This window comes from Streptomyces sp. NBC_00012, assembly GCF_045040875.1.
Taxonomy (GTDB): Bacteria; Actinomycetota; Actinomycetes; order Streptomycetales; family Streptomycetaceae; genus Streptomyces.
Genome location: NZ_CP108309.1, coordinates 8,067,880 through 8,081,273 on the forward strand (window position 1 = coordinate 8,067,880; position 13,394 = coordinate 8,081,273).

Here is a 13,394-nt window from a genome sequence, read left to right on the forward strand (position 1 = left end):
GGGGAGGGTCAGTTCCCGGTGACCCGCTGGAGCGCGGCCACGACCTCTTCGGTCCGCGCGATGGCCGCCCGCTCCAGCACCTTGCTGATGCTGGGCGAGGACTCGCCGGCCCCGACGCGCTCGACCGGCCTGTCGAGCCAGTCGAACCAGCGGCGCTGGATCTCGTCGGCCAGCCAGCCGCCGTAGGAGGTGCCGATGGGGCCCTGTTCGGCGATGAGCACGTTGTTGGTCTTGCGGATGCTCTCGCCGAGGGTGTCCCAGTCGAGGCTGGCGCGGTCCAGCCAGCGCAGGTCGATGACCTCGGCGTCCAGACCCAGCTGCTCAACGGCCTCCAGCACGTAGTTGGTCATCGCGAGGTACGACACGACGGTGATCCGTGACCCGGTGCGGCGCACGGCCGCCCTGCCCACCGGCAGGCAGTAGTCGAAATCGTCCACCGGGCCGGGCCCGACCGAGTTGTACAGGTCGGTGTGCTCCAGCACGACGACCGGGTCCTTGCAGGTCAGCGCGGAGTTCATCAGGCCCACGTAGTCGAAGGGCGTGGACGGGGCGACGATGCGCCAGCCGGGGGCCGTGGCGAGGATCCCCGCCGGGTCCATGGAGTGCTGGGAGCCGTAGCCGGTGCCCATGGCGACCTTGCTTCGCAGGACGAGCGGCACTCCGGACCCCTGTCCGTCGCCGCCGAACATGTGTCGGGCCTTGCCGATCTGGTTGAAGATCTGGTCCGCCGCGACCCACATGAAGTCGGCGTACATGAATTCCACCACCGGCTTGTACCGGGCGTCGAGCGCGATGCCGCCGGCGAGTCCGGCGAAGGCGTTCTCGCTGATCGGGGTGCCCAGGACGCGGTCGGGGTGGGCCTCGGCCAGGCCCTTGGTGGCGCCGTTGGTGCCACCCTTGAGCCGGTGCACGTCCTCGCCCATGACGACGACCGACGGGTCCTCGGCCATGCGCCGGCTCATCACCTCGGCCACCACGTCGATGAACTTCCGTTGTTCCAGACGTCCTTGGAACTCCTCCGGCCCGGTCCCGGTGTCGGCGAGGCGTACGCCGTCGAATTCGCTGAGGTCGCCCCGCACGCCGACGTCGCGGAAGGACGGGTCGGGCCACTCGGCGGGCCTGATGCGGCGGGTGCCCGGCTTGCCGTCGGGGTCGGGCTCCAGCAGTTCGTCGCCGATGGCCGCCATGACCGCCTTGGCCCGTGCCGTGCATGCGTCGATCTCGTCGGCGCTCAGGACGCCGTTCTCGACGAGCTGCCGCGAGACGAGGGCCAGCGGGTCGCGGGCCCGCCACTCCTTCTCCTCGTCCTTGGTGCGATAGCCGAACGCGCTGCCGGGGAACGGGCCGTTCTGATGGAAGAAGCGGTAGACCTCGGCCTCGACGACGGTCGGCCCGCCACCGGCGCGCATGTGGTCCACTGCCTCGCTCATGGCGAGGTACGTGGCCAGCGGGTCCATGCCGTCCACGCGCCAGCTGGGGATGTTGAAGCCCAGACCGCGCGCCGACAGCCGGGGCTCGGCCGTCGCCTCGTCCACGTGGGTGGAGACGGCGTACTTGTTGTTCTCGATGAAGAAGCAGACCGGCAGCTTCCAGGCGGCGGCGAGGTTCATCGTCTCCAGCACGGAGCCGATGTTGACCGCGCCGTCCCCGAAGTAGGTCACCGAGACGGCATCGGTGCCGGCCTGCCGCGCCGACCAGGCGAACCCGGCGGCCTGCGGCACGCCGCCACCGACGATCGCGTTGGTGCCCATGGCCCCGGCCTCGCGCCACTGCAGATGCATGGATCCGCCCCGCCCCCGGCAGAAGCCCCTGGCCAGGCCACAGATCTCGGCCAGGCTGCGCTGCAGGACGGTGCGCACCTCGTCGTCGACGGGGCGGCGCAGGTCGATGCCGTCGGGTGCGACGTAACCCAGTGCCTTGGCGAGGAACTGGTGGTGCCCCCGGTGCGAGCCGCCGACGAAGTCGGCGCCGGTCAGCGGCAGCACGGAGCCGACGGCGCCGCCCTCCTGGCCGATGCTGGAGTGCGCCGGGCCGTGGACCAGTCCCTGGCCCGCGAGGTCGAGTACGTACTCCTCGAAGGTCCTGATCAGCAGGGTCTGGGTGAACATCGAGGTCAGCAGCCGGGGGTCCGCGCCGTGCCAGTCCTTCTTGGTCGCCGTCACCTCGGTCCAGGGTGAGGCGGGGGCCAGTTTCCGGTGTGTGGGCATGAGCACTCTCCTGTGTGATTCGGTGAGCACTGTCGCAGCGAATGGATCCATAGCCAATACCTCGTTACTGGAACGTTACGTTCAGATTTCGAGAGTGTCCATTGACTACGGCGCCTTTGGCGGAGCAATGTGAGACGCATGGCGGATAGATGGATCCATTCCACAGATGGTCGGGGGCAGGGACTTCCCGGACTGGCCGGCGTCGAGCACATCGGCTTCACCGTTCCCGACCTCGAAGAGGCGACCCGGTTCTTCGTCGAGGTGATCGGCTGCGAGCACGTCTACTCGCTCGGCCCGTTCCGCTCCGACGGCACCTGGATGAGCGACCGCCTCGGCGTCCACCCGCGCGCCGTGATGCGCGAGCTGCGCTTCTTCCGCTGCGCGGGCGGTCCGAACTTCGAGATCTTCGAGTACGAGGCCCCCGGACAGCAGACCCGACCACCGCGCAACAGCGACGTCGGCGGCCACCATCTCGCCTTCTACGTCACCGACCTCGACGCCGCCGTGGCACACCTGCGACAGCACGGCGTACGGATCCTGGGCGAACCCACTGCCAGCTCCGGCCCGAGCGAGGGGCAGCGCTGGGTCTACTTCCTCACTCCCTGGGGGATGCAGCTGGAGCTGGTCTCCTACCCGGGCGGCAAGCGGTACGAGGCCGACTCACCGGTACTGCTGTGGCAGCCTTCCGTCTGAACACGCCGCACACGCCGCCGCCACACCGCACCAGGGAGAACCATGTCGCGCAAGCCCGCCACCGGATCGGGCCCGTCCGGATCCAGCACGTCGGGACCGGGCACGCCCGGCCCCAGCGCCGCCGTCGCCAGCCAACGCGTCGCGGACCATCTGCGTGCCGCCATCCTCAGTGGTGAACTGCGCCCCGGCGCACGGATCATGCAGGAGCAGGTCGCCGCGCAGCTCGGCGCCAGCCGGCTGCCCGTACGCGAGGCCCTGCGGATACTGGCGGCCGAGGGCCTGACCGTCGTGAAGTCCAACAGCGGCGCCTGGGTCTCCAGGATGGACATGGCGGAGTGCGAGGGCGTCTACAAGATCCGCGAGCGCCTGGAACCGCTCGCCCTCAGCGAGAGCATCCCGCATCTGTCCGCCGAGCAGGTCGCCGAACTGGAGACGATCGCGCGGCAGATCGAGCTCACCACCGACGTGGACCGCTTCCTGGCCCTCGACGGCCGTCTCCACCTGCTCACCTACGCCGGATGCCGCGTCGCCCAGATCACCGCCATGGCCGACCGCTTCTGGAACACCACACAGCACTACCGCCGAGCCTTCGCCCGGCTCGCCGGCGACACCGGCTGGGAACTGATCCATGCCGAACACCGCCTGATCATCGATGCGATCAAGCGGGGCGACACCGTCGACGCCGAACGTTTTCTCACCGGCCACATCCGCCGCACACGGCTGGAACTGGCCCAACATCCCGAACTGTTCACAGAGGAAGACCATGACAGCGACCACACAACAGAAGCAGCAGGGCCCGCGGAGTGACGCCCGCCCCTTCGAGGGCCGGACACTCCTCCTGTCCGGCGCGGGCGGCGGCATCGCCCGAGAGGTGGCCCGCCAGTTCCACGAGGCCGGCGCCAACCTGGTGCTCGGTGACCTGAACGCCGGGGCGCTGGCGGAGTTCGCAGCGACGCTCGACCCCACGGGCGCCACCGTGATCACCCGCACCCTGGACGCGGCCTCGCCGGAGAGCAACAACGCCTTCGTCGCCGCCGCCGTCGAGACGTTCGGCTCGGTCGACTTCCTCGTACCCGCCGCCGGGATCTATCCGGAGCAGGCCGTCGCAGACATGACCGACGAGCAGTGGAACACCGTCATCTCGGTCAACCTCAACGGTGTCTTCTACCTCACCCGTGCCGTACTGCCCCACCTCAACGAGGGCGGCAGCATCGTCAATCTGACCTCCATGGCCGGTCACCGCGGCAGCGTCCGGCACGCGCACTACGCGGCGACCAAGGGTGCGCTGCTCGCCTTCTCCCGCAGCCTCGCCTGGGAACTCGGCTCCAGGGCACGGATCAACATGGTCTCGCCCGGCATCATCGAGACCCCCATGACCCGCGACTACGTCGCCGACCGCGGCGACACCGCTCTCGCCACCACGCCCCTGGGCCGCCTGGGCAGGCCGGAGGAAGTGGCCTCCGTCGTCGCCTTCCTCTGCTCACCCGCGGCGAGCTTCGTGCAGGGCGAGGTCATCCATGTGAACGGTGGCATGCACATGATCTGAGCACACCCGGACACACCGGAGCAGAGAACGACCCGGAGCACGGCGCGGCAAGTGAGAACGGAACGGAACCGAACATGACTGCCGAAGCGGCGATCTACCCCGACCTGAGCGGCAGCTCCGTATGCGTCACCGGCGCAGCCCGCGGCCTGGGACTCGCGATGGCCGACGCCTTCGCACGTGCCGGATGCCATGTGCTGCTGCTCGACATCGACGGCGACGAACTGGACCGGGTGCGGCCCGCACTGTCGGCGCGCCACCCCGGCCAGGTGATCGCGACGGCCGCGGCCCCGGTCGGCGACCAGGACGCCGTGACGGCGGCACTCACCGGGTTCACCGCCCGGACAGGAGAGCTGTCCGTCATGGTCGCCAACGCCGGAGTGTCCGCCAACGCGCCGTCCCTCGATCTCGAACTGGACCGCTGGAACACGGCGTTGGACGTCAACCTCACCGGGGTCTTCGTCTGCGCACGCGCCGCCGCCCGCATCATGCGCGAGGGCGACGGCGGTGTCATCCTGACCACCTCGTCGATGTACGGGGTGACCGCCGGACCCGAGCGCGCGGCGTACTGCGCGACCAAGGCGGCCGTCGCCGCCCTCACCAAGGTCCTGGCCGTCGAGTGGGCCCCGTACGGCATCCGCGTCAACGCCCTCGCACCGGGGTACGTCGAGACCGAGCTGCTGACCCGACTCTCCGACGCCGGGCGGCTGGACACCGGGGCGCTGCGCCGCCGCACCCCGCGCGGCCGCCTCGGCAGCCCGCAGGACATCGCGCACCTCGCGCTGTTCCTGTCCTCCGGGGTGTCCGCGAACATCACGGGCCAGGTGATGGTCAGCGACGGAGGCTGGACGGCCGACGGCTACGCGGTGGCACCGGCCTGACCGGGTCCCGCAAGGAGCCGCGGAACTGGCGGGCTTCGGGGGAGTGGCCCGGAGTGATCACCTGCTGATCTAAAGTGCTCAGGCCGGATCCCAGACCGCGGACCTGAGAAGGAATCACGGATTATGCCTACTGAGACGTTCGAGTTTCAGGTGGAAGCGCGCCAGCTTCTGCAGATGATGATCCACTCGATCTACTCGAACAAGGACGTGTTCCTGCGTGAACTCGTCTCCAACGCCTCCGACGCGCTCGACAAGTTGCGACTCGAAGCGCTGCGCGACGACTCGCTCGGCGCCGATGTGTCCGACCTCCACATCGCCATCGAGACCGACCGGCAGGCCCGCACGCTGACCGTGCGGGACAACGGCATCGGGATGTCTCACGATGAAGTGGTCCAGCTCATCGGGACCATCGCGAACTCGGGCACCGCGAAGTTCCTGCGGGAGCTCAAGGAGGCCGAGGAGAACGCCGCGGCCGACGGACTGATCGGTCAGTTCGGTGTCGGGTTCTACTCCAGCTTCATGGTGGCCGACGAGGTCACGCTGCTGACCCGGCGCGCGGGCGAGAGCCAGGGCACCCGGTGGACGTCTTCCGGCGAGGGCACGTACACGATCGAGACCGTCGACAGCGCCCCCCAGGGAACCTCCGTCACGCTCCACCTCAAGCCGGAGGACACCGACGACCAGCTGCACGACTACGTCTCCCCGTGGAAGATCAGGGAGATCGTCAAGCGGTACTCGGACTTCATCACCTGGCCGGTCCGGATGGCTCCCGAGGCCGCGGAGGGTGCGGACGGCGCGGAGGGGGCCGACGACGCCCCGCGCGAGCCCGAGACGCTCAACTCGATGAAGGCTCTCTGGGCGCGTTCGCGCGACGAGGTCACCGACGACGAGTACCACGAGCTGTACAAGCACATCAGCCATGACTGGAGTGCCCCTCTGGAGACCATTCGTCTTCAGGCGGAAGGCACTTTCGAGTACCAGGCACTGCTCTTCATCCCGTCGCACGCGCCCCAGGACCTGTTCATGCAGAGGTACCAGCGCGGCATCCAGCTCTATGTGAAGCGCGTCTTCATCATGGACGACTGCGAAGCGCTGATGCCGCCGTACCTGCGCTTCGTCAAGGGTGTCGTCGACGCGCAGGACCTGTCGCTCAACGTGTCGCGGGAGATCCTCCAGCAGGACCGCCAGATCCAGCTGATGCACCGGCGGCTGGCGAAGAAGGTGCTGTCGACGGTCAAGGACATGATGACCGCCGAGCCGGAGCGGTACGCCACGTTCTGGCGGGAGTTCGGCCGCGTCCTCAAGGAAGGGCTGCTGAGCGACTTCGAGAACCGCGAGACCATCCTCGGCGTCTCGTCCTTCGCCACCACCCACGACAAGGACGAGCCGACCACGCTGCGGCAGTACGTGGAGCGGATGAAGGACGGCCAGGAGCACATCTTCTACGTGACGGGCGAGTCCCGTCAGGCCATCGAGAACTCCCCGCACATGGAGGCGTTCCGCGCCAAGGGCGTCGAGGTGCTGCTGCTGACCGACCCCGTCGACGAGGTGTGGGTCGAGGCGGAGCCGGAGTTCGACGGCAAGAAGCTGCGGTCCGTCGCCAAGGGCGAGGTCGACCTCGGGACGGAGGAGGAGAAGAAGGAGGCCGCGACCGAGCGCGAGGGACGGCAGCAGGAGTACGCGGATCTGCTCGGCTGGATGACGGACCGGCTGAGCGACACCGTCAAGGAAGTACGGCTCTCCTCGCGCCTCACCGTCTCGCCCGCCTGCATCGTCTCGGACACGCACGATGTGACGCCGGCCCTGGAGAACATGTACCGCGCCATGGGCCAGCCCGTTCCCCAGGTCAAGCGCATCCTCGAACTCAACCCGGAGCACGCGCTGGTCAGCGGCCTCAACCGGGCGCACGCCGAACGCGGCGAGGACGACGGCGCCGGACTCCAGGAGACGGCCGAACTGCTCCACGACCTGGCGCTGCTGGCCGAGGGCGGCGAACTGAGCGACCCGTCGCGCTTCGTCAGGCTGATGGCCGACCGCCTCGAACGCACCCTGTGAGCACCCGCTGCCGGCGAACCCGCGCCGGCAGCGGCAGGACGGCGGACGCTTCACGGTGGGCCGTGCCTCGCACGGTCGGGGCACGGCCCACCGGCCGGTCCAGCGCTTTCACCCCGCCGGACGCGCCGGGCCACTCCGGCCGCCGGGAGCCGCCCCGGCACCGGACCGGACCGGCCCGGAGCCGACTCGCACCGGGATGCGAGGCACGCGGTCCGGGGCGAGGATCGAAGTACGGGCAGTGGCCCGGTTGCGCCCCGACTCTCCGAGGGTCGGCCCCCTTCCCCGGCGCTCCGGTCCGCTTCCCGGCCGCCGGGAGGAGCGGGCCGTACGGTGTCCGACGTCCGTCGCCCCGGGCGGTTGGGGTGGGGAGGCGGTGGGGTGGCGGTGCGCGCGGAAATCCGCTGGCACGCGGCCATGCGGTCGGCCTAGCTTGTACGCCTGTGACCGATGCCCCGAAGAGCCCATCGCGCGACCCGCATACGACGTCCGCGGAACCGGCCACTGCGGAAGGCGGCGGGCGGACGACGACAGCCGGCCTCCCGCACTCGGGGATCGAAGCCGCAGAGGGCATTTTCTCCCGGACGTACGCGACGGCCACCACCGTCTTCGCCGCGGTGATGTTCCTGACCGGCCTCGCCGCGCTGGCCGTGGTGCCCACGCTCCCGACGGCCGCCCGGGATCTGGACGGGGTGTCGCTCTTCCCGCTGGTGGCGGGCTGTTTCGTGGCCGCGAGTCTGCTGGGCGGGGTGCTGGGCGGCCACTGGGCGGACCGTGCGGGGGCGAACCGTCCGCTGGCCGCGGGCATGGTGCTGGCCGTGGTCACCCTGCTGGTCTCGGCCGGCAGCACCTCGATCTGGCAACTGGCCGCCGGGCGCTTCGTGGACGGCGTGGCGGGCGGGATGGTCGCGGTGGCGATCAACACCGCGATCGGCCAGGCGTATCCCGAGCGGCTCCAGCCGCGCGCCCTTGCGCTGATGAGCGCCTGCTGGATCATTCCGTCACTGGTCGGCCCTCCGATGGCGGGGCTGGTGGCCGAGTGGTGGTCCTGGCGTGCGGTCTTCTACGGCCTGGCGGCTTTGACGGCGCTTCCGGCGCTGGCGGTCGTGGCCCTGCTGCACGGCCGTTCCTGGAAGGCCGCGCCCGTGCTGTCGCAGGAGAAGGCCCCGCGCCCCGCCCTGACGATCGCGGTGGCGGTGAGCGCGGGTGCGGCGCTGGGCCAGTACGGAGTCTCGGGCCGGGACACGCGTCATCTGCTGTTCGCGGCGGCGGGACTCGCACTGATGGTGCTGTTCGCCTCCCGGCTGCTGCCGGCGGGCACCTGGCGTGCCGCGCGCGGGCTGCCGGCCACGGTGCTGCTGCGCGGGCTGAGTTCCGGAGTGTTCTTCACGCTGGAGGCACTCGTACCGCTGATGCTGGTCACCGACCGGGACGTGGCCCCCGTGGTGACGGGGCTGGCCTTCACCGGTGCCGCCGTGGCGTGGGCCGCCTCCTCCTGGGTGCAGGGCCGCCTGCCGGAACGGACGCCGCGTCACCGCCTGGTCGTGGTGGGGGCCCTGGTGCAGGTGGTGGCGATCGTGATCGCCGCCGTCGGGTCGCTGCCCGGGATGCCGGCGATCACCGCGGCGTCGTCGATGGTCGTCGCGGCGGTCGGCATGGGCCTGCTCGCCCCTTCTCTCACCGTGCTGTCCCTCGCCCACGCCCCGGCCGGCCGACAGGGCTATGCCAGCAGTGCGATGCAGACCAACCAGAACCTGGGCCAGATCCTGGTTCTGGGCGTCGCCTCCGCCGTCTTCAACGCCTTCCTCGGAGGCGGCTCCAGCGACCATGTCGGCTACGCCGCGGCCTTCGGGCTGTTGCTCGTGCCCGGCATCCTGGCCGCCGTGCTCGCCGCCCGGGCCCGCGGCGCGTGAGCCGAGTGCGGCGGCGCCAGAGAGCCTGGCAGGCGGGTACGGCAACGGGCGGTCCGCACCGCGTCGCCCCCGGAGGCGGTGGCGCACGAACGTCGGAAACGCGCCGGTAACGCAACTGATCAGGCGGAAAGAGGTCCTGTGGGCGGCAGGTGCACATCTCTAGGCTCTGTCCCATGCGTGTACTTTTCGCCTCGACCCGCGGATCGGGCCACTTCCACCCGCTCATCCCCCTCATCGACGCGTGCACGGCGCGGGGCGACGATGTCCTCGTCGTCGCGCCACCGGCACTCGAATCCTTACTGGCGACCCGGAAACAGCCGTACCGCATCGGCGGGGAGCCGCCCCAGGAGGAGATCGCGCGGGCCATGACGTCCGTGCTGGCGCTGTCCCCGGACGACGGTGTCTCGATGATGGTCACGGAGGTGTTCGGCCGGCTCGGGATCGCCGCGATGCTTCCCGCGCTGGAGGCGGCGTGCCGCGACTGGCGGCCCGACCTCGTCGTGCACGAGGCGTACGAGTTCGCGTCGGTGGTGGCCGCCGAGCGGCACGGGATCCCGCGCCTCCGCGTCGCGGTCTCGGCCGCGCGGTTCACCCGGCCCACCGACACCCTGCTCGCCCCCGTGTTCGCCCCGTACGGCACCGGCATCGTGGAACGGCTCCTCGCCACCCCGTATCTGACTCGGCTGCCGGCCTCCCTGGACCCCTCTTCGTACGCCGTGACCCACCGCTACCACGAGACCCTTCGACCGGGCGTGCTGACGGACCGGTGGGGTGGCGCGGAGGAACCGCTGGTCCACCTCACCCTGGGCACCGAGGCGGGCGCCCTGCCGACCGCGGCCGCTCTGTACCGGGCGCTCGTCGAGGCGGTGAGCGAGCTGCCGGTGCGGGTACTGCTCACCACGGGCCACCTCGTCGAACCGGCGGACCTCGGACCGCTGCCGCCCCATGTCCATGTGGAGCAGTGGGTGCCGCAGGCGGACGTCCTGCGCAGTGCCGCCCTCGTGGTCTCCCACGGTGGATCCGGGACCGTCTTCGGCGCACTGGCGGCCGGTGTCCCGTTGGTCTGCGTCCCCCTCTTCGCCGACCAGCCGGTTAACGCCCTGCTGGTTGCCGACGCGGGGGCGGGGAAGGCGGTCACCCCGACCGGCGGCCCGGAGGACGAGCCGGCGATGCTGGGCGCCGACGATGTGCGGGCCATCCACGCGGCCACCGAACTGGTCCTCAAGGAACCGTCCTACCGTGTCCGGGCCGAGCGCCTGGCCGACGAGATGCGGTCCACCGCGACGGTCGCCGAACTGCTCGACACCCTCGCACCGTGACCCCGCCGGAGGGCGTCCCGCGTGCGAAGGGTGTCGCCGCGCCGGGGCGCCCACGTTGCGCACGGGCGGGCACGGGAAGGAGACGGCACGAGTAGCCGCACCCGTGATCGAGCTCGTCCGGCGGACGGCCGAGCCGTCGGTGCGGACCCTGTGCTTCACGGCCTCCGCCGTCATCGCCGGGAGGCCGGCAGGCGCTCGATGGCGACCAGCGCCGCATCGTCCCCCAGGCTGCCGCCCGCGTGCCGCAGCAGGTCGGTGCACAGGGAATCCAGCAGGGCTTCGGGGCCCGTACCGGACCGCGAAGCGGCCCGTTCCAGCAGCGGATAGAAGCGCCCCGCACGGTCCCGGGACTCGATGACGCCGTCGGTGTACAGGAGCAGGGTGTCCCCGGCCTCGAAGCAGAACGTCTCCGCCCTGTGTTCGGTGATCACCAGGCGTGTCAGACCGAGCGGCGGGGCCGGCGTCCGGACACGGAGCGGGATCACCTCACCAGCCCGCAGCAGGAGCGGCGGTGGATGACCGCAGCTGACCAAGTGGATCTCGGTGGTGTCGTCGGGGATGTCGAGCACGGCCGCGGTGACGAACGACTCCCCGAGATCCGGGTCGTCCTCCCCGCCGGCGTCCGTGCCGGCCGTGTCCTCGGGGCACACCGCGATGCTCGTCTCCAGATGAGCCACCAGTTCGGGCAGTGGCCACCCCTGGCGGGAGAGCGCGTGGAAGGCGCCGAGGACGCTCGCCGCCTCACCGATCGCGGCGAGCCCCTTCCCGCGTACGTCGCCGATGATCAGGCGGGTGCCTCCCATGGTGCGGGCGGCGGCGTAGAGGTCGCCGCCGATCTGTGCCTCCGCCTCCGCCGCCAGATAGACCGAGGCGATGCGCAGTGGGCCGCTCCGCCCGGGCAGCGGACGCAGCACCACGCGCTGTGCCGCCTCGGCCACCGAACGCAACTGGGTCACGGCGCGCTCGCTGCGGACTCTCAGGTGGGCGAAGAAGGTGACGCAGACGGAGATCAGGACGAGCGCGATGATCTGGTACGTGTGGTTGAGGTCGTTGAGGCTGGCGCGCGCGGCGGCCACCAGGGACTGTGCCAGCACGGCGACCACGCCGACGAAGGCGGTCGTGCGCGGCCCGGTGAACGTGGCGGCCATCGCCGGCGCCGCCACCAGGAACGGGCCGAGATGGACATCCGCCGGTGCGAGGACGTCGACCACCGTGACGACGCCGATCAGCGCGAACGTCATCGCCAGGAGCGCGTTCCTGCGCCTTCGGGACTCACGGACCGACTCCAGGAAGCGCGGGGAAGCCATGTTTCCGGGATACCTCACTTGGCCCGTCCCCGCTCCTCGTGTGGAAGATCACCGGTGGCCCAGATGGTGAATCTGAATTGCCGTATGTGGAATTGTCATTCGCATTCATGACTGCACCGGCCCGCGGATGGGGTGGATTCATGGATCCGGCTGCGTGAAGGCTTGACGGGGCATCAGTATGTGGACACTCTTCCTGCATTGCGCATCTGAGTTGCGCAAACTGAGCGCGTCGCACGGCAACTGGTTCATCGGATGACGAAGGAGTACGGCATGAAGAGAGCGACCCGCACCCCACGCACGCTCGCCGTCGTGGCCGCCGGGCTGCTGGCCCTGGCCGGTGGGATCGCCCCGCAGGCCACGGCGGCCGAGGCGTCCCCGCCCGGCAACGGCTGGACGCTCGCCTTCGGCGACGAGTTCGACGGCACGGCCGTCGACACCGACAAGTGGACCTTCCGCACCGATGTGAAGGCCTACAGCGCCCAGCGCGAGGAGAACGTCACCGAGTCGGGCGGCAGCCTCAGTATCAACCTCAAGAAGGAGGCCTACGCCGGCAAGGACTTCACCGGCGGCGGAGTCGTCAGCAAGCAGCGGCTGCGTTACGGCTACTACGAGACCCGCGCCAGGATCAACGACGGCAGCGGCTGGCACTCCTCGTTCTGGCTGATGGGCGGCGACGGCAGCACCACGTTCCCCGCCGACCAGCGAACCGAGGTCGACGGCTTCGAGATCGACTCGGTCAACCCCACCAAGCTCGCCCACAACGTGCACAGCTGGAAGGGTTCGGGTGTCACCGGCCCGGTGCACTACGGCTCCGGCACCTACGACAGCGGCCTCGACCTGCGGCAGTGGCACACCTACGGGATCGACTGGTCCGAGAGCGGTGTGAAGTTCTACCTCGACGGCACTCTGAAGTACACCGCCCCGTACACCCCCGCTCAGTGGACACACGACTACACCGCCGTCTGGCTCACCTCCATCGCCTACGGGACCGTGCCGGACGCGACCAGGCTGCCGTCCGCGATGCAGTTCGACTACGTCCGTTACTGGCAGCGCGACTACTACGTCGACAACGACGGCCCCGCCGCCTACGGGTACTCCGCCTCCGGCACCTGGTCGGCCAGTTCGCTCTCCGGATGGACGAAGGACTCGCCGATGACCTACGCCTGCGACGCCGGTGCCACGGCGACCTGGCGGCCCCGCCTCCGCTCCGCCGGAACGTACGAGGTCTTCGTCCACAAGACGGCCACGCCCGGCGGTGACCCCGCGGCCCGGGTCGCACTCGACAACAACGGCACGGTGACCAGGAGCACCGTCGACGAACGTACCGGCAGCTCCGGCTGGACCTCTCTCGGCACCCGGTCGTACGCCGAGGGCACCGGTGCCGCCGTCTCCCTCACCGCGAGCGGCACCGGGTGCGTGCACGCCGACGCGGTGAAGTTCGTACGCCGCTGAGCACCGGCCCGGCCGGCCGGGCACGCA

Annotated in this window: 10 protein-coding genes; 8 read left to right on the forward strand and 2 right to left on the reverse strand. The window is 70.3% G+C overall.

Annotated features, from left to right (window positions below; genetic code table 11):
- Positions 1-8 precede the first annotated feature (8 nt).
- Positions 9-2,207: a thiamine pyrophosphate-dependent enzyme gene (locus tag OHA19_RS36355; RefSeq protein ID WP_405709201.1), complete on the reverse strand. Its 2,199-nt coding sequence runs from the start codon at positions 2,205-2,207 to the stop codon at positions 9-11.
- Positions 2,208-2,345: 138 nt separating this feature from the next.
- On the opposite strand from OHA19_RS36355, the gene OHA19_RS36360 reads away from it, so the two are divergent.
- The 7 genes from OHA19_RS36360 to OHA19_RS36390 all read left to right on the forward strand — a co-directional run bounded on the left by OHA19_RS36360 (position 2,346) and on the right by OHA19_RS36390 (position 10,608).
- Positions 2,346-2,900, forward strand: a complete 555-nt coding sequence (locus OHA19_RS36360) for a VOC family protein (RefSeq protein WP_405709198.1) — start codon at positions 2,346-2,348, stop codon at positions 2,898-2,900.
- A gap of 42 nt (positions 2,901-2,942) precedes the next feature.
- Positions 2,943-3,707 (forward strand): GntR family transcriptional regulator, encoded by a 765-nt coding sequence (locus tag OHA19_RS36365; protein ID WP_405709195.1) that lies wholly within the window; start codon positions 2,943-2,945, stop codon positions 3,705-3,707.
- Positions 3,664-4,446 carry an SDR family NAD(P)-dependent oxidoreductase gene (locus OHA19_RS36370; RefSeq protein WP_405709193.1) on the forward strand — a complete coding sequence of 261 codons (783 nt, stop codon included), beginning with the start codon at positions 3,664-3,666 and terminating at the stop codon, positions 4,444-4,446. The genes OHA19_RS36365 and OHA19_RS36370 overlap by 44 nt, the downstream gene beginning before the upstream one ends.
- 74 nt (positions 4,447-4,520) lie before the next feature.
- On the forward strand, positions 4,521-5,324 hold the full coding sequence (locus OHA19_RS36375; protein WP_405709190.1) for an SDR family NAD(P)-dependent oxidoreductase: 804 nt from the start codon (positions 4,521-4,523) through the stop codon (positions 5,322-5,324).
- Between the two features lie 123 nt (positions 5,325-5,447).
- Positions 5,448-7,379, forward strand: a complete 1,932-nt coding sequence (gene htpG / locus OHA19_RS36380; RefSeq protein ID WP_405752995.1) for a molecular chaperone HtpG — start codon at positions 5,448-5,450, stop codon at positions 7,377-7,379.
- 440 nt (positions 7,380-7,819) lie between these two features.
- Positions 7,820-9,289 (forward strand): MFS transporter, encoded by a 1,470-nt coding sequence (locus OHA19_RS36385; RefSeq protein WP_405709184.1) that lies wholly within the window; start codon positions 7,820-7,822, stop codon positions 9,287-9,289.
- Between the two features lie 173 nt (positions 9,290-9,462).
- Entirely contained in the window at positions 9,463-10,608 is a 1,146-nt protein-coding gene (locus tag OHA19_RS36390) for a glycosyltransferase (protein WP_405752997.1), read from the forward strand.
- A gap of 170 nt (positions 10,609-10,778) precedes the next feature.
- Here the strand turns inward: OHA19_RS36390 and OHA19_RS36395 are convergent, their stop codons facing one another.
- The gene (locus OHA19_RS36395) at positions 10,779-11,915 is read right to left on the reverse strand and encodes a PP2C family protein-serine/threonine phosphatase (protein WP_405709178.1); all 1,137 of its coding nucleotides are present in this window, start codon (positions 11,913-11,915) and stop codon (positions 10,779-10,781) included.
- A gap of 270 nt (positions 11,916-12,185) precedes the next feature.
- Between OHA19_RS36395 and OHA19_RS36400 the strand changes: the two genes are divergently transcribed.
- Positions 12,186-13,367, forward strand: coding sequence for a family 16 glycosylhydrolase (locus OHA19_RS36400; RefSeq protein ID WP_405709176.1), 1,182 nt, complete (start codon positions 12,186-12,188; stop codon positions 13,365-13,367).
- Positions 13,368-13,394 lie beyond the last annotated feature (27 nt).

Bases quoted from the DNA above. Each gene is read 5' to 3' on its own strand.
- OHA19_RS36355 (WP_405709201.1), bottom strand. From the start codon at position 2,207: ATGCCCACACACCGGAAACTGGCCCCCGCCTCACCCTGGACCGAGGTG.
- OHA19_RS36360 (WP_405709198.1), top strand. From the start codon at position 2,346: ATGGCGGATAGATGGATCCATTCCACAGATGGTCGGGGGCAGGGACTT.
- OHA19_RS36365 (WP_405709195.1), top strand. From the start codon at position 2,943: ATGTCGCGCAAGCCCGCCACCGGATCGGGCCCGTCCGGATCCAGCACG.
- OHA19_RS36370 (WP_405709193.1), top strand. From the start codon at position 3,664: ATGACAGCGACCACACAACAGAAGCAGCAGGGCCCGCGGAGTGACGCC.
- OHA19_RS36375 (WP_405709190.1), top strand. From the start codon at position 4,521: ATGACTGCCGAAGCGGCGATCTACCCCGACCTGAGCGGCAGCTCCGTA.
- htpG (WP_405752995.1), top strand. From the start codon at position 5,448: ATGCCTACTGAGACGTTCGAGTTTCAGGTGGAAGCGCGCCAGCTTCTG.
- OHA19_RS36390 (WP_405752997.1), top strand. From the start codon at position 9,463: ATGCGTGTACTTTTCGCCTCGACCCGCGGATCGGGCCACTTCCACCCG.
- OHA19_RS36395 (WP_405709178.1), bottom strand. From the start codon at position 11,915: ATGGCTTCCCCGCGCTTCCTGGAGTCGGTCCGTGAGTCCCGAAGGCGC.
- OHA19_RS36400 (WP_405709176.1), top strand. From the start codon at position 12,186: ATGAAGAGAGCGACCCGCACCCCACGCACGCTCGCCGTCGTGGCCGCC.